This is a genomic window from Paenibacillus sp. ALE3 (assembly GCF_054113405.1).
The window spans coordinates 2,537,476-2,555,136 of the sequence record NZ_CM134214.1 but is presented as its reverse complement, the minus strand read 5'-3'; the positions used below and the strand labels follow the sequence as shown (position 1 = coordinate 2,555,136).

Genomic DNA, 17,661 nt, shown 5'->3' with positions numbered 1-17,661 from the left:
CACAAAATTGTCAACTCTTCTCAATTTTGAGTTCTACATACAAAAAACTCCGACAATCTATGCCGGAGTTGCATTAAATGCATTTTTTACATTAAGCGATATGGTCAAGAGCAACAATTTTATTTTTACCGGAGCGCTTGGCTTGATACAGATAGTCGTCTGTCTCCTGAAAAAATACATCTTTGTCTTTGTTCATATCCTCGGTATAGCTTTTTAATCCAATGCTTACGGTTACAGAAACGATTTGCATTTTCTCCTGAAAGGTCATTTTCTCCACTTCACGCCGAATGTTCTCCACAATCTGATAAGCTTCCTCAAAAGTATGCTCGAACATTAAAATAGCAAACTCCTCGCCGCCATAGCGGGCCGGAATGTCATTTGCTGTAATTTGCTCTGTGATGATTTGCGAGATGCCTTCCAAAATTTTATCTCCAAACTGATGTCCGTAAGTGTCATTGATCTTCTTGAAATTATCAATATCCACTAACGCCAGATGGATGATCGCTCCTTGTTCGGCATATTCGAGTGCTTTTTCATAAAAGTTTTGAAAAGACAAATGATTATAAAGCTTCGTCAAACCATCGGTCATAGACATTTTGCTGATAATCGCGTTGCTGATCATTAATTCCTGCTGGGCGCGCTTTGTCTTGTATAAATCCACTAACAAATCGCGGCCGCTGGCCTGAATAATAAGGGCAAGAAAAGTAGACATAATTAAAAATGTTGGAATCGCCACGATATCAAAGTCTGACAAATAGCTGCGGAATGATCCATCTATTGCTAGCAATAGAAAAAAGACGATCACTTGCAGTGCAAAAGAAAACCATATTAAGCGACGATTGAAAAACAGAATCGAAGAAAAAATGGGCAACAAGCACAACGCTGGAATAATCCGGATATCATAGTTTAGGCGAATAATCATCCAACAAATGACGGTGCTTGCCATAAATAGAATCGCGAAAGAATACCTACTAAATTTAAAATGTGCCAGCTCTGCAAGTAAGTTGGATCCACTCATGATTAGTGTGGGAACAATAAGGACCCCAACGTAAAATTCATAAGGCGAAGCGGGATAATCAAGGAATAAGTAGCTGCCCAGCTGGACGATAAAATGTACGGTTATAATCATCCAGTAAAGTAATAACATTTTGCGCACCCAGCGGGCTTGCTTTGTTCTGTAATCCATGGTTTGAGTAAGCCGTTTTGTCTTGTTCATGATGTCACCACACTTAATGTATCTATAGCCATTCTCGTATTATAAGATACTATGTGGTGAAGTTGAAGCTAATTTTTTTGAAGGGCATGAACTCGTTTAGCCCAGCAACACTTTTACCTGGTGAATAGTTCCATCTCCTGCAACCGGCAGAATATTATTCGTTAGAACAGTGCCATCTACGGTAACTGTAGCTACACCTTTGGAGACGTGTTGCGGATTCGTGATATGAATCACATAGGTGTCGCCACGGAAGACGCGGGTGACTGTGAATTCTCCCCAAGATTTGGGGATGCACGGATCAATACGCAGACCGTCCCATTCCGGCTGAATACCGAGGATGGATTGAGTAATAGCTATAAAATTCCATGCCGCAGTACCTGTCAGCCAGGAATTCTTGGCTTCACCTTCACGAACTGCATCCTTACCCGCGATCATTTGAGCATACACATACGGCTCGGTACGATGAATGTCGCTGATGTCCTCTAGATAAGCGGGAGCAATTTTGCTATACAGCTCGAAAGCGCGATCCCCGCGTCCTATGACAGCTTCTGCCATCATAATCCAGGGGTTATTGTGACAGAAAATACCTGCATTTTCCTTATAGCCAGGAGGGTAAGAAGAGATTTCACCTAGATTCATATAGTAGCGGGAATAAGGCGGATGTTGTAGTACAATGCCGTAGGGAGTTTCCAGTCGATCACGTGTAGAGTCGAGAGCTTTATGAGCGAGACCTTCTTTAACGCCAATTCCTGCCATTACACAGAAGCCCTGAGGTTCTATGAAAATTTGCCCTTCTTCACAATCCTTGCTCCCTATTTTGTTACCATAATGGTCGTACGCACGTAAGAACCATTCCCCGTCAAACCCATGCTCCAATGTGGCTGTTCGCATACGATCCACATGTGCTTGAGCTGTGGCTGCTTCTTCATTCAAACCTCTGCGCTTGCAAAGCTCAATAAAATCCGGTCCAGTATATACGAATAGTCCGGCGATAAACACAGATTCGGCTATTCGGCCCTCCAAATTCTGTGTCGTCTGATAGGACTCATCTGGTGTAGCGGAAAAACAGTTGAGATTGAGACAGTCGTTCCAGTCAGCCCGGCCAATAAGCGGAAGACCATGGGGACCTAGATTGTCTACAACATGGTAAAAAGAACGCTTCAAGTGTTCAAACAGCGAAGCGGCACGATCTACATTGCCGTCAAAGGGAACTTGTTCATCCAGAATGCCAAAGTCTCCAGTTTCTTTAATATACGCTGAGGTACCGACGATAAGCCACAACGGATCATCGTTAAAGCCACCGCCAACCTCGTGATTTCCTTTTTTGGTCAACGGTTGGTACTGATGATATGTCCCGCCGTTTTCAAACTGAGTAGAAGCAATGTCGATAATCCGCTCCCTTGCCCGCTCCGGTATTTGGTGGACGAAGCCGAGCAAGTCTTGATTTGAATCCCGAAAACCCATACCACGTCCAATACCGGATTCAAAATACGAGGCCGAACGTGACAAATTGAATGTAACCATACATTGATATGGGTTCCATATGTTCACCATTCGGTTCAGATTGTCGTCATGACTTTGAAGGGTATACTTGGACAACAGATCGTTCCAATAACTTCGTAGCTCACTCAATGCTCGTTCCACATCGGTTTCATCCGCAAATTGCGCGATCATGGCATGAGCCCGTTTTTTGTTAATAATACCCGGAGACTCCCATTTCTCTTCCTCTGGGTTTTCCACATAACCGAGTACAAAGTTACAGCTTGTTTCTTCGCCAGGCTCCAGTGTGATCTCAATGCAATGCGATCCGATAGGGGACCAGCCGCTGGCTATCGAGTTAGACGCTTGCCCTGCGGTGATGGTTTGGGGCTGATCCAGTCCATTGTAGAGACCCAAAAAAGCTTCACGGTCTGTATCATAGCCCGCCAGCGGACGATTCGCAGAGAAAAAAGCATAGTGATTGCGGCGTTCGCGGTATTCCGTCTTGTGATAAATGACAGAATCCTGTATTTCAACTTCGCCTGTGTTCAAGTTACGCTGAAAATTGGTCATATCGTCATAGGCGTTCCACAGGCAAAATTCAACGAATGAAAAGAGTTTGATCTTTTTAGTTTGTAACGATGTGTTCTGAAGCTTGACCTGGTGGACCTCGCCGTCAAAGGAAAGGGGCACAAAAGCTAGTTGCGTAGCCCGAATACCTCTGCGTTCACCCATAATTGAGGTATAGCCAAGCCCATGACGGCATTCATACTGCTCCAACTCTCTTTTAACCGGCATCCAGCCCGGAGTCCAATAATCTCCATCATCATAAATATAAAAATAGCGACCGCCATTATCGACAGGAATATTGTTGTACCGATAACGTGTTAAACGACGTAAGCGAGCGTCTCGGTAAAATGCATAGCCGCCGCCTGTATTGGAGATCAGTCCAAAAAATCGTTCATTACCTAAATAATTTATCCAGGGATATGGGGTTTGAGGGGTGTGGATAACATATTCTTGGTTGGCATCATCGAAGAAACCATACTTCATGGCGCAGGACTCCTCTCAAATTGGAAAATAAAAGACCCAACACATGATTATATTCAAACATTCAGCAGTTCTTCCTGAAAGAAGACATTTCCTGCCTTAAACAAAATGTGCTTGAATTCGTTAACCTTCTTTTTCGAATTTGCAAAATATTTGAAATGGGTAAATATACCTTTTTGTGCTAAACTAAAAAAGGTAGGATTTAGCAAGACAGGAGGTTGCAAGAATGGCACCTATCACATTATTTTTCATCCCGTATGCAGGTGGATCGGCATCAGTCAGCTTCAAGTGGAAAAAGCTGCTGCTCCCACAGATTAAACTTGTCCCTTTGGAATTGGCGGGCAGAGGTATTCGTTCTGGTGAACCGCTAAAGGATAGCATTGAGGAGATGAGCGAGGATCTGCTGCACCAAATCAGCCAAGAGTTAGTTCCTGGCGATCCTTATGCCATATACGGTCACAGCATGGGAACAATGATTGCGTTCGAGCTGTATTATAAGCTGGTGGCCGGAGGATATGGGAAGCCGGCTCATCTATTTGTTTCGGGTGGACGAGCACCGCATGTCCCGAGAAATGTCCCGTGGTTACATGATCTGCCCGCAGATCAATTTAGAACACATTTGCGACGGTACGGTCAGCTTTCGGAAGCCATTTTTGACAATCAGGAATTGTATGACTATTTTATGCCAGTATTAAGAGCAGATTTCAAAGCTGTCGAGATGTATAAGTATATGGATAAAGATACGCCTTTACATTGCCCTATCACCGCCCTGACAGGACTGACCGACAACACGGTGACCCTACAAGATGCGGAGGCGTGGGCACAGCATACGGATAAGCAATTTCGTGTGTTTACCTTTGAAGGAGGACACTTTTTTATTCATGATGAAGTAGAACGAATTACAAACATTATCAATGAGTCTTTGGAGCTGAGTACAGTGACTAGTAGAATACAAAATTAAAAAAAAGAGGTGATTTTTAGTGACAGTAGGTGTATTGGCACATTTGTTTGGCAAGTTGCCTTATCGTGAGTTGGCTGCAAAGGTAGGTGAAGCGGGCTTTACTCATGTTCAGCTTGCTCCATGGAGAGCGATCAGCGATGTCGATTTTAATAAACCTGGCAAGTTCAATCCAGGATTAGCATCGTCTATCGCAGAGGAATTTCGTAAGCATGGGGTATCCATATCAGTGCTCGGTTGTTATTTGCATTTTTTTGTACAGGATGAGGAATTGTTACGTGAGAATGTAGAGCGTTTCAAAGAGCTGATCCGATATGCGGGTCTGTTAGGAGCACCAATGGTCGCAGCTGAAGTCGGACGCAATGAGGACGGGACCCCTTATTCGGAACGGGACTGGAGAGTTGTAAAAGAAGTTGTACGAGAATTAGCAGATGAGGCGGAAAAATGGGGGGTATTCGTAGGATTGGAAGCTGCTAACGATCACTTGGTCGGAACAGCAGCAGAGCTTGCTACCTTCTTGGAAGAAGTGCCCTCTTCACACATTGGCGTTGTGATTGATCCGGGTAATTTGCTAAAAACGGAAAATTTGGCCCGACAGGATGAGATCATCCGCGAAGCTTTTCAGCTGCTGGGACCTCGGATTATCGCAGCGCATGCCAAAGACCGGCGTCTGTCATCATCAGGTGAGATCGAGACCGTACCGCCGGGTTTTGGTGACATGAACTATGGTCTATATATGGAACTGCTGGAGCAGTACAAGCCAGGGGTCCATATTATTATGGAAGCTGCTCAGGAGCATGAGATGGCTCAATCCAAACGCTATATCGAAGGTCATCGGATTGCGGCTCAGAAAGCACAGCAAGTGCAAACGAAATCATAGACACTTTCATATTCATCAATAATTCGGTCATGATTCAGGAGACTTGGAAGCGCCTAATTTTCCAAGTCTCTGTTCATTTGTTTAGCCTTGCATTACCGCCACCATCACCATCACCCAGCTTGCCAAAAAAGCCAGCCCGCCAATCGGGGTGATGGCTCCAAGCTTTTTCACACCAGACACACTAAGAACATACAGACTGCCGGAAAACAGGAGAATGCCCACCAGCATAACCCAACCAGCGGTTACAATAAGAGAAGAATGGACCAGGTTGCCTGCAAGAACTCCCAGCAGCAACAAACCCAAACCGTGAGCAATTTGATATTGAATTCCTGTCTGGAATATGCTCATCATGTCTGCAGAAAGTCTTTTTTTCAACGCATGCGCCCCGAATGCTCCCAGAGCTACAGCTAAAAACATCACAATACAGCCAAGCAACAGCAACAAATTCATGATTTAACGCCTCCTTGTGAAATAGTACCGATTCCTATCGATTTCGTCAATTTCCTTGTGCAACTCTAAACATATAGAATTTTTCGACTCTCATTTGGCAACTAGTGTGGTATATTCTTGCCAGGGCCAATGTGAAGCATTTGGAGCTATGGACAGCGTGTCCTCCACCTTTATAACGGGAAAGTGAGGTGATGGCGCTGTCTTTTTATGCTGTCGTTTTTCGGAATCAAATTTTGAGTAAAGCCAAAATTGATAATGGAGAGGATGAATGCAAAAGTGATCAGTAGAAAATCAGTGTTCAGAAAATCTGTCTCTATGGTCATGTCAGCCATTTTGGTACTTCCGTTAAGCTTGGGCTTATTTCAGGCCGAACCCGACCGTGCATCAGCCGCAACCCCTGAATCGACACGCTTTCTGCAAATGTATAAACAGCTAAAGGACCCGGCTAGCGGTTACTTTTCAAAAGAAGGTATCCCTTATCATTCCGTTGAAACACTGATGAGCGAGGCTCCTGACTATGGACACTTAACGACCTCGGAAGCATATAGCTACTGGATGTGGCTGGAAGTTCTCTATGGTCATTATACTGGTGATTGGGGGCATTTGGAATCGGCATGGGACAACATGGAGAAATATATCATTCCTGTTAATGAGGGTGACGGTAAGGAAGAGCAGCCTACAATGAGTAACTATAACCCGAACAGCCCTGCCACTTATGCCGCAGAATATCCGCAGCCGGATCAGTACCCAAGCCGTCTGAGTGGTCAGTATGGTGCTGGCAAGGACCCGCTGGACTCTGAGCTGAAGGCAACCTATGGCAACAATCAGACCTACCTGATGCATTGGCTGCTGGATGTAGACAATTGGTACGGTTTTGGCAATCTGCTGAATCCGTCGCATACGGCGACCTATGTGAACACTTTCCAGCGTGGAGAACAGGAATCGGTCTGGGAGGCCGTACCGCATCCATCGCAGGATAATCACAAGTTTGGCAAGCCTAATGAAGGCTTTATGAGCCTGTTCACCAAGGAAAATAATGCTCCTGCACAGCAATGGCGCTACACGAATGCCACGGATGCGGACGCACGGGCGGTTCAAGCCATGTACTGGGCGAAAGAACTGGGTTACGACAACCAGGTATATTTGGACAAAGCGAAAAAGATGGGAGACTTCTTGCGTTACGGCATGTACGATAAATACTTCCAGAAAGTAGGAAGCGCTTCCAACGGAAGTCCGATTGCTGGTACGGGCAAGGATGCCAGTCTTTATCTAATGGCATGGTATACGGCTTGGGGCGGCGGGCTAGGCCAAAGCGGCAACTGGGCTTGGCGTATTGGTGCAAGCCATGCGCATCAGGGCTACCAGAATGTCGTTGCTGCATATGCGTTATCCGATAAGGATAGCGGATTGATTCCAAATTCACCTACGGCAGGACAGGACTGGGCGACCTCGCTCAAGCGCCAATTGGAATTTTATACTTGGCTGCAATCTGATGAGGGGGCCATTGCAGGTGGAGCAACGAATAGCTGGGATGGCGCCTACAAGGCGTATCCCTCTGGTACGAGCACTTTTTATGGCATGGCTTATACAGGGGCTCCTGTATACCAAGATCCACCGTCCAACAACTGGTTTGGAATGCAGGCTTGGCCTGTCGAGCGGATTGCGGAGCTGTACTATATTTTAGCCAAGAAAGGTGATACTTCGTCTGAGCAGTTTAAAATGGCTAAACAAGTGACGGAAAACTGGATCGAATGGTCCAAGAGCTATGTATTTGCCGACGAACGGCCTGTAACAGACGCGCAGGGATACTATTTGGATGCACAAGGCAAGCGTATTCTGGGTGGCAAAAATCCGAAGGTAGCCACAACAGCAGCTAAAGGTGAGTTCTGGCTGCCGAGCAATCTGGAATGGAGTGGAAAGCCCGAGACTTGGAGCGGATTTGCCAATCATAAAGGGAATGCCAATCTTCATGTAGTAACAAAAAATCCAGGACAGGATGCAGGAGTGTTGGGCAGTTATGTGAAAGCGCTGACCTTCTTTGCTGCCGGAACAAAAGCTGAAAAAGGAGACTACACCGAGTTAGGAAAGGAAGCCAAAGATCTGTCAAAAACCTTGCTTGATGCAGCATGGGGCTATAACGACGGTATAGGAATTACAACGAAGGAAGCACGTGAGGATTATTATCGTTATTTTACTAAAGAAGTATATATCCCGAGCGGATGGAGTGGCAAGACTGGGCAAGGAAACACGATCCCAGGCACAGACGCTACACCGTCTGATCCGGCCAAGGGTGGCAATGGTACGTATTCCAGCTATAGCGACATCCGTCCTAATATCACCAAAGATCCGCAATGGTCCTATCTTAAAGACAAATACACGACTTCATGGAACAAACAGACCCAAAAATGGGATAAAGGTGCACCAGAATTTACGTATCACCGTTTCTGGTCCCAAGTAGATATGGCAACTGCTTATGCAGAGTATGACCGTCTCATTAATGGTAGTGGACCAGCCGAACCTACAGCTCCTAAAGCTCCGTCAAATGTGAAGGCAAGTGCAGGGGATGCACAAGTTACACTAACTTGGAGCAAAGCGACAGGTGCTGATAGCTACACGGTTAAGCGCTCCACAACCAGTGGTGGCCCGTATACCACGGTAGCAACGGTAACTGACGCCACTTACAAGGATACAGGGGTGGTGAATGAAACCATTTATTATTATGTAACAACTGCAACAAACTCCTTAGGAACCAGCCCGGATTCTGCTGAGGTCAGCGCCAAGCCAACAGCAGCGCCGATTCCGGCAAAGGGAGATGTAATTGCCCAATACCGTGTGGGCGACACCAACCCGGGAGATAACCAGATTCGACCACTCTTCCGTGTCGTAAATAAGGGGAAAGAGGCTCTGGATCTGAAAAACGTTAAGCTGAGATACTACTATACCGTAGATGGCGATAAGGCGCAGGAGTTCCACTGTGATTATGCGCAATTAGGCAGTAGCAACATTCAGGGACGTTTTGTGAAACTGGATAAGGCCGTTAATGGGGCAGACTACTATCTGGAAATTTCCTTTGGAGCCGGTGCGGGAAGCCTGGCAGCTGGAGAAAATACGGGAGATATCCAGATTCGTATGAACAAGTCAGATTGGAGCAACTATAACGAAAGCGATGATTTTTCCTATGATGCAACCAAGACCTCTTATACAGATTGGGAGAAAGCACCTCTGTATATAAACGATAAACGTGTCTGGGGTCTGGAGCCTTGATTGTGAACTAAATGTTGAGCACGGCGGGCGGAACGTGAGTATGCTTGAATTCACTTCCGTCCGTTTTTTTGTGATCGGATTCGTGGTACACTATGATCGTTACATCATTACATATCTGACCGAGGTGACCTGAGACATGAATGACAATTTGGCACAGGCTCTGAACGAGCAAATGAACTTTGAATTTTACTCTGCTCACGTATATCTGGCGATGGCTGCTTATTGCTCCAGTGAAAGTCTGGATGGGTTTGCAAACTTCTTCCTGGTACAAGCGGAGGAGGAACGGTTTCATGCCATGAAACTGTATAGATACATTAATGACCGTCGAGGACGCGCCACATTGGCAGCATTACCGGAGCCCAAAAATAGCTATGATTCCATGCTGGATGTATTTGAACATGGCTACAAGCATGAGCAGCAAAATACACAAAAATTTTATCACTTGGCTGACTTGGCCCTCGATGCACGTGAGCATGCGACGATCCATTTCCTGAAATGGTTTATTGATGAGCAAGTCGAAGAGGAAGCTCTGTTCGATAGTGTTATCCAGAAGCTTAAGCGCATTGAAAGAGACAGCAATGCCTTTTATATGCTGGACAGCGAGTTTGCCAAACGCAGCTTTGTTGCCCCTGCGGAATAACACAGCGTACAGGTTCGTTTAAATGCCCCAGAGACAGGGACAGCATTCTTTGGGTTTACAAAGTAAAAAAGCCCGGTTTTCGGGCTTTTTTTGCGTTATTTTTAATTAATGAGGTTTCAAGCCTCAAGGGATATTGTTATTTTAAATGGAGTTATAGAAAAATTTAATTTGTCGCTGAATGGTTAGCATGCTACAGTTATGTTAACTTTTATATCTGATTAAAAAGATAGGATTAGTTGTAAAGTCGTTTGCGTACATTATTACAGCACTACAGGGAGGCGGGGGACTATGAGCGAGATCTATCGTCTGGCACGACAAGAGGACGCAGAAAGATTGCAGTATGTAACGTATGAGGCATATGAAACAATTCGGCAGTTGGAGCTTAAATGGCCTGCCGCTCAGGCAGACGTTGCTCTCATTCAAGAGAACATTAAAAATAATGATTGCTATGTGCTGGAAGTCGATGGTGTCATCCAGGCTACCGTTAGTCATCTAAAAAATAGAGCCCTTAATTTTATAACTGATCTTCCGTTTGTGATGTGGTTTGCCGTAGATCCGGCTGCTCAGGGCAAAGGATATGGTAAAAAACTGCTGAACTGGGTAGAACAAACGGTTATTCGTGATAAGGTCGGAGCTCCTGCAGTGACATTAGCGACTGCGGAAAAACATCCTTATTTATTATCCATGTATGAGCGTTGGGGATATGAACGTATTCATGCTTTTGACCATGGAACAGGGGACGGGACGATGCATTTACTGCGTAAAGTAGTGAATCCTGAATTATTCTCCACCTACATCCATGAAAAGAATGAAGCCGAGACTGCTCATCGAAATTAGACCCGATCACTGGGGAAGCCTAGAGTTCGCAGCAGAAATTCCAAAATGTCGTCAGGCAGACTGTGCTTGCAGAGGAGCTTGCCTTTAATGTGTATGGTGTGGAAGAGCGATAACAGATCATGACCTTCTCTCAAGAAAGCAACCGAAGCGGCGGTGTTTTCGAGTCATTGCGACTGAGAGAGGGTTATTTGAGCTGTGGACAAATTGACAGAGATACATAAAAAGAGTAACGTAATTGTATATTTATTTAATTCATATAAAATTAATCGGATTAATCGAATCTGAAGTTGTAGAAATCTGACCATATTAAGGAGGAATTTATTTGAGCAACTCGCAATCTGGCACGACCAAACGCCGTATAATAGCTGAGGATTTATATCGATTTCACTGGGTTAGTGATCCGGCTGTTCACCCCACGAGTGGCGAAATCGCTTACGTAGAGCAGTGTATTAATAAAGAACGGACAGACTATAACTCGGCAATTTGGCTGTTGCCGTTTGAAGGTGAAGCTCCGATACCCTTTACATACGGGCCGAAAGATGAAACGCCTGTCTGGTCACCGGACGGATCACAACTTGCTTTTCTCCGTTCGACAGACGGCAAGCGCCAGGTATGGATTATTCCAGCACGCGGGGGAGAAGCCCGACAACTTACGCACGTAGAGAACAATGTTCGTTCATTATCCTGGTCGCCGGATGGAGCCTACATATCGTTTGTAGCTAAAACTGCTGAGAACCAGTCAAGTTTTACATGCGATGTAGGTGAGCAGGAGACACATCTTGAGGTACGAGTGATTAATCGAACAAAAGCTAAATCCGACGGCTATGGGCTGTGGGATGATACTCGTGATCACTTGTATGTAACTGATGTGACTTCAGGGCACACGGTTCAACTGACGTCCGGCGCTTATGATGTGGCGGAGCCTGTCTGGTCACCGAATGGCCAACTGATTTTATTTATCGCTAGAATAGCGGAGCATTCCAAAGAGGATACGGATTTACGCAAGCAAAATGATTTGTTTACGATAGCTCCTGCGTCTTCTAATGGCAATGCGGCAGCACCGTTTAAGCTGACTCATTCCGAACTTCAAATCGAGAGTGCTGCTTTCTCTCCCGATGGCACAATGATTGCCTTTTACGGTCATGATCGCCATGCCAAAGGCGCTACTCAGACTCGGCTGTATACGGTCCCCTCCAGTGGCGGGACGGCAGTATGTGTTAGTGAGAAGCTTGATGCTCACCTCGGTAATGCGGGTATGAGCGACATGCGTTCACATCTTCATGTAGGACCACCACGCTTCAGTGCGGACGGTCAATCCCTGTACACGCTAGTAACCATTGAAGGAAATGTGCACGTATATCAGTTTGCGCTTGATGGAACTTTTAAAATTTTAACCCAAGGAGAACGGGAAATTTATCAATTTGAGCTTACTTCAGATGAACAGCATATCATTGCCGCTTCCACTGACGTCGCTTTGCCAGGTGATTTGTTCCGAATTGCAATCCATTCAGGAAACGAAGAACGGCTGACACGAGTGAATGATTCTCTGCTTGATGAGATTGAGATCAGTGTGCCTGAGAGCTTCTGGACTGAGGTCGAGGATGGTCGACGCGTGCAGGGATGGGTGATGAAGCCAGCTGGTTTTAAGGAGGGAGGATCTTATCCTGCCATTTTGGAAATTCACGGCGGTCCCCATGCCATGTATTCCAATTCTTTTTTTCATGAGTTTCAGTTGCTGGCCGCTCAGGGGTATGCGGTCATCTATACGAATCCGGGAGGAAGCCGAGGGTACGGACAGTCTTTTACCAATGTTGTCCTTGGAGATTACGGCGGACGTGACTACACCGATCTACTGAGCGCCGTGGACGAGGCTATACGCCAATTCCCATTCATTGATCCGGAAAGACTGGGTGTCACAGGAGGCAGCTATGGTGGCTTTATGACAAACTGGATTGTCGGGCATACGGATCGTTTCCGAGCAGCTGTGACCCAGCGCTCCATATCTAATTGGCTGTCGATGTATGGGGTGAGTGATATCGGATACTCGTTTACTGAAGATGAAGTTGGCGGAAATCCATGGGATGATTTCGAACTTTTGTGGAGGCAGTCCCCGCTGGCTTATGTGCAGCAAATCAATACACCGCTGCTCATATTACATGGAGAGCAGGATCTACGTTGTCCTATTGAGCAGGGGGAGCAGCTGTTTACAGCATTACGTCGTTTGGGAAAACCTACTCAATTTGTCCGTTTCCCAGCTTCAAGTCACGAGCTTTCACGAAAAGGGCACCCACAGCTTCGCGTGGAACGACTGCAACGTATTACCGACTGGTTTGTCCAACACAAAATATAAGTCTCATTAGATTTGTAGTATTTATGGAAAATTGTCAGGTCCTAATCTTAGGACTTGGCATTTTTTAATGTGTCTTGCATCCATTCTCTTAACCCCATTTAATGCTGGTGCTGGGTCACGATTTACGGTTATCATAGACGAAGATATTATTCGTTCATCGCTTCTTGCTTACATTCATATTCAAAAGGAGATATACAATGGCTGAGCCCTTAAAAGATATGTACACGGAGGAATTCCTTCGTCTATTCGGTGAAAGAGTACAGGCTGCATACAGTCCATTCGACATTGAAGGATTTATCCATCAAGTTATGGACAAAAAATGGGATGAGCTGGAGCTAAAAGAACGAATACGGCGTATTTCGTTAACATTAGGAGCGTTTTTACCTAGTAGTTATGAAGAAGCTCTTTTTATTTTATTTGCCATAGATGAGTACTGTAGCGGGTTTCCGTACTTGTTTTTCCCCGATTTCGTAGAGGTATATGGGCAGGGAGAAGAGCATTGGGACCTATCCATGAATGCACTGGAGCGATTTACATCAAAATCCTCTGCGGAGTTTGCTGTGAGGCCCTTCCTTCTGCGTGAACCAGAACGGATGATGCGGCAGATGACGACCTGGGCGGCACACCCCAGTGAACACGTCCGCCGTCTTGCCAGCGAAGGATGTCGTCCACGGCTGCCCTGGGGACAGGCGCTGCCCGTCTTCAAACGTGACCCTGCTCCGGTATTGGCCGTATTGGAACTACTGAAGGCCGATCCATCATTATATGTACGTAAAAGTGTAGCCAACAACCTGAACGATATTGCCAAGGACCATCCCGATATCGTCATCGCAACGGCTCAACGTTGGAAGGGGGCACATCCTGACACCGACTGGATTGTGCGCCATGGCTGTCGATCCCTGATTCGCAAATCCATCCCTGAAGTGATGGCCATGTTCGGCTATGCGGATGATACGGATGGGGTGCCGCTAGTTGCAGCTGCCTCTCTCACCACAGACCCTATCGTGTTAAAGATCGGTGATCACTGTGAGTTATGCTATGTGCTTCAGCTTCGAGAAGGTGAATCCGTACGAGTCCGCATCGAGTATGGCATCGACTTTGTTAAGGCGAGAGGACAGGTCTCACGCAAACTGTTTTTGCTTTCTGACAAAACCGTCTCTGGAGGAACCCGTTTAACGGGTACACGAACACACCGGTTTGCAGACCTGACAACTCGTCGCCATTATGCGGGAGCGCACCGAATTGTCCTGCTCGTAAACGGGCAGGAAGTGGCTTCTACAGTGATAGACATTGAGATGTAGATTACAATAATAGTAAAGAAAAGAGTCTGTATGCAGGCTCTTTTTTGTCGTTTGCTTTACAAATTTTATTTTTTTTCCAAATAAATTAATTCTGGTATTAGAACCTGGTACTAAGACGTGTTATACTACTTAAAGGAAGTTGCTCTTATCTTATGTATAAAGGGGAAGGTATAACTTGACTGATCAGCAACAATGGCTTGCGCCTGAATATTACAATATGACTTCAGAAATGGAACACCATGAGGCTGGTAAGACAGCACTCAAGTGGTTAAGTGAGACAGGAGAATACGAAGAAATCACATACGGAGAGCTGTTGAAAAAAGCAAACCGGCTGGCTGGAGGACTTGCAAGTCTGGGATTTAACAAAGGGGACAGAGTTCTGGTCGTAGTACCACGGCGTATTATTGCATATGTCATTTACCTGGCATGCTTGAAGCTGGGGCTTGCTGTCATTCCATCTTCAGAAATGCTGCGGGCCAAGGATATTGCATATCGGCTTCGCCATTCGGAAGCGCGCGCAGTCATTGCCTGGACCGACGTAACAAGTGAAGTAGACAAAATCAGCGATGATTTGCCTGCTTTGGATTATCGCATTGTAGTCCCTGGGGACCGCACAGTAGGTGCGCAAGGCTGGCTCGTGCTGGATGAGCTGATGGAGGGACAGGAAGATATTTTTGAAGCTGTGAAGACACACCGTGATGATATGGCCATTCTGGCCTATACTTCGGGCACCACAGGCAATCCTAAAGGTGTTGTACACAGCCATGGCTGGGGATATGCCCATCTGCGGATAACATCACCATGGTTGCATATTCAGGCTTCAGACATCGTATGGGCTACAGCCGCACCTGGCTGGCAAAAATGGATTTGGAGTCCGTTTTTATCGGTACTGGGAAATGGAGCGACCGGATTCGTATATAATGGTCCGTTTCGTCCGGGGCGCTATTTGCAGTTGCTGCAGCAATATGGAGTTCAAGTGTTGTGCTGTACACCGACGGAATATCGGATTATGGCAAAAACGGCTGGTTTGGATCAATATGATCTATCCCGATTGCGAAGTGCTGTTTCTGCGGGAGAACCGCTCAATCAGGAGGTTATTAACAAGTTTCAGGAGCAATTCAACATTACGATTCGCGACGGCTACGGTCAAACAGAAAGTACATTAATTATTGGTAATCTAAGAGACGTACCTCTGCGCACAGGTTCGATGGGCAAATCCATTGCACCGGGACTTGTTGAGGTCGTAGACGAGGATGGTATTCCGCTGGCTCCAGGGCAAGTGGGCGATATTGCAGTGCGTGCTGATCTGCCGGCATTGTTTCATACGTACTATCATGATCCAGAGCGCAAATTAGCGAGTGTACATGGAGATTATTTTGTAACGGGCGACCGGGCTCGGAAGGACGAGGATGGATATTTTTGGTTTGAAGGACGTGGTGATGATATCATTATCAGTTCTGGCTACACCATTGGTCCTTTTGAAGTAGAAGAAGCGCTGATGAAGCATGATTCTGTGCAGGAATGTGCAGCGGTAGCCAGCCCGGATGAAGTCCGTGGACATGTCGTAAAAGCCTACATTGTACTCAAAGCCGGAATAGAAGGATCACCAGAGCTAGTGAAGGAACTGCAACATCATGTAAAAACATGGACGGCACCATACAAATATCCACGAAAAATAGAGTTTATTGAAGAACTTCCTAAAACCAGCTCAGGCAAAATACGAAGAGTGGAGCTGCGTGAACTGGAGAAACAATCCGTACTGTAGTGATGAAATCATTTAATATAATCAAAATGGAACAGGAGCGTGGAAAAATGAATACATTTGAATCATTGTTGGAGCAATATGCAGAACTGGTCGTAAGAGTAGGAGTCAACATTCAGCCTGGACAGGCGATGTTGGTAACTGCACCACTGGAAACTGTCGAGTTTACACGCCTGATTGTCAGCAAAGCCTATGAAGCTGGCGCTAAATATGTACAGGTAGAGTTTGAGGACGATTCCATTACACGCAGTCGTTTTGAGCATGGCGACGAAGCCAGCTTTGATTACTACCCTGCTTGGAAGGCAGAAATGATGGAGAAATTCGCCGAAGAGGGTGGAGCCACATTAACGATTAAAGTGCCGAACCCGGATTTATATCAAGGCATTGATCCGCAAAAGGTTTCTCGTGCGACAAAAGCAGCGGCTACGGCTAGAGAAGGCTTCTCCAAATTTACTCGAAATCATAAAATCAGCTGGTGCTTGATTAAAGCTCCGACGAAGGCTTGGGCAGATAAAGTATTTGCCGATATAGCAGAAGAGGACCGGATTCGTGTCATGTGGGATACGATCTTTCAAATGAATCGTGTAGACGGCTCTGACCCAATTCAGAATTGGCACAATCATTTGAAAAACCTTGAACAGGTACAAGACAAGCTGAATCAAAAAAAATATAAAAGCTTGCACTACCGCGCGCCCGGAACAGATTTGAAAATTGAGTTGGCCGACGGACATATTTGGCGCAGCGGTGGTGGTGAAAACGAGCGCGGTGATTATTTTGTTGCGAATATGCCGACAGAAGAAGTATTCACGATGCCTAAGCGTACAGGTGTCAATGGTCACATCACAAGTACCATGCCGCTTAATTTAAATGGGCAACTGGTAGATCGCATTACGTTTACCTTTAGGGACGGTAAAGTTACCGAATATACAGCAGAATCCGGCGAGCAGCATCTGACTCATTTGCTCGCTACGGATGAAGGGGCCTGCTATCTGGGAGAAGTTGCCCTGGTACCGCACGATTCGCCGATTTCCAATCTCAATCGCATCTTTTATAATACAGGTATCGACGAAAATGCTTCCTGCCACCTGGCTTTAGGCAGTGCGTATCCATTTAACATAGAAAATGGGACACAAATGAACCGGGAGGAACTACTCCAGAACGGTGCCAATGTCAGCCTGACTCATGTTGACTTCATGATCGGCTCAGCTGAGCTGGATATTGACGGTGAACTGCAAGACGGAAGCAAAGAGGCTGTGTTCCGCAAAGGAAATTGGGCTATTTAGTTTAACCTTTTCTTAATCTCTATTCAATCAACCCGCAAACGATCTAATTCGTTCTGCGGGTTTTTTATAGCCTAATTCTCATATCTTTACTTGTTTTGTGAAATGTAAAGTGCTAAGCTAAGTTCAAATAACAATTTAAACAATGTTTTAAACTTTGTTTGAATTTTTGTTTGAATTGTTATTTTGCTTAA

General features: G+C 45.8%; 12 protein-coding genes. 9 read left to right on the top strand and 3 right to left on the bottom strand.

The window, feature by feature from the left end; translation table 11 throughout:
• Positions 1–91 precede the first annotated feature (91 nt).
• Both ACXHJ2_RS11160 and ACXHJ2_RS11155 read right to left on the bottom strand, forming a co-directional pair.
• Positions 92–1,216 (bottom strand): GGDEF domain-containing protein, encoded by a 1,125-nt coding sequence (locus tag ACXHJ2_RS11160; RefSeq protein WP_090739243.1) that lies wholly within the window; start codon positions 1,214–1,216, stop codon positions 92–94.
• A gap of 96 nt (positions 1,217–1,312) precedes the next feature.
• Positions 1,313–3,748 (bottom strand): GH36-type glycosyl hydrolase domain-containing protein, encoded by a 2,436-nt coding sequence (locus ACXHJ2_RS11155; RefSeq protein WP_165083578.1) that lies wholly within the window; start codon positions 3,746–3,748, stop codon positions 1,313–1,315.
• 223 nt (positions 3,749–3,971) lie between these two features.
• Between ACXHJ2_RS11155 and ACXHJ2_RS11150 the strand changes: the two genes are divergently transcribed.
• Together ACXHJ2_RS11150 and ACXHJ2_RS11145 are read left to right on the top strand one after the other, a co-directional pair.
• Positions 3,972–4,706, top strand: a complete 735-nt coding sequence (locus tag ACXHJ2_RS11150) for a thioesterase II family protein (protein WP_165083577.1) — start codon at positions 3,972–3,974, stop codon at positions 4,704–4,706.
• Positions 4,707–4,725: 19 nt separating this feature from the next.
• Complete coding sequence (locus ACXHJ2_RS11145; RefSeq protein ID WP_013371104.1) at positions 4,726–5,583, top strand: sugar phosphate isomerase/epimerase family protein; 858 nt, start codon at positions 4,726–4,728, stop codon at positions 5,581–5,583.
• 81 nt (positions 5,584–5,664) lie between these two features.
• Here the strand turns inward: ACXHJ2_RS11145 and ACXHJ2_RS11140 are convergent, their stop codons facing one another.
• Entirely contained in the window at positions 5,665–6,033 is a 369-nt protein-coding gene (locus tag ACXHJ2_RS11140) for a DUF423 domain-containing protein (RefSeq protein ID WP_025675219.1), read from the bottom strand.
• Between the two features lie 276 nt (positions 6,034–6,309).
• Here ACXHJ2_RS11140 and ACXHJ2_RS11135 point away from each other — a divergent pair, with 276 nt between their 5' ends.
• The 7 genes from ACXHJ2_RS11135 to ACXHJ2_RS11105 all read left to right on the top strand — a co-directional run bounded on the left by ACXHJ2_RS11135 (position 6,310) and on the right by ACXHJ2_RS11105 (position 17,470).
• On the top strand, positions 6,310–9,297 hold the full coding sequence (locus ACXHJ2_RS11135; protein ID WP_165083575.1) for a glycoside hydrolase family 48 protein: 2,988 nt from the start codon (positions 6,310–6,312) through the stop codon (positions 9,295–9,297).
• Positions 9,298–9,433: 136 nt separating this feature from the next.
• Complete coding sequence (locus tag ACXHJ2_RS11130; protein ID WP_013371107.1) at positions 9,434–9,937, top strand: ferritin; 504 nt, start codon at positions 9,434–9,436, stop codon at positions 9,935–9,937.
• 288 nt (positions 9,938–10,225) lie between these two features.
• Positions 10,226–10,774 (top strand): GNAT family N-acetyltransferase, encoded by a 549-nt coding sequence (locus tag ACXHJ2_RS11125; protein WP_025675225.1) that lies wholly within the window; start codon positions 10,226–10,228, stop codon positions 10,772–10,774.
• 322 nt (positions 10,775–11,096) lie between these two features.
• Positions 11,097–13,124 (top strand): S9 family peptidase, encoded by a 2,028-nt coding sequence (locus ACXHJ2_RS11120; protein WP_165083573.1) that lies wholly within the window; start codon positions 11,097–11,099, stop codon positions 13,122–13,124.
• 197 nt (positions 13,125–13,321) lie between these two features.
• The gene (locus ACXHJ2_RS11115) at positions 13,322–14,425 is read left to right on the top strand and encodes a DNA alkylation repair protein (RefSeq protein ID WP_165083571.1); all 1,104 of its coding nucleotides are present in this window, start codon (positions 13,322–13,324) and stop codon (positions 14,423–14,425) included.
• A 175-nt stretch (positions 14,426–14,600) separates the two neighbouring features.
• Positions 14,601–16,190 carry an acyl-CoA synthetase gene (locus tag ACXHJ2_RS11110; RefSeq protein ID WP_165083569.1) on the top strand — a complete coding sequence of 530 codons (1,590 nt, stop codon included), beginning with the start codon at positions 14,601–14,603 and terminating at the stop codon, positions 16,188–16,190.
• 47 nt (positions 16,191–16,237) lie between these two features.
• Positions 16,238–17,470 carry an aminopeptidase gene (locus tag ACXHJ2_RS11105; RefSeq protein WP_165083567.1) on the top strand — a complete coding sequence of 411 codons (1,233 nt, stop codon included), beginning with the start codon at positions 16,238–16,240 and terminating at the stop codon, positions 17,468–17,470.
• Positions 17,471–17,661 lie beyond the last annotated feature (191 nt).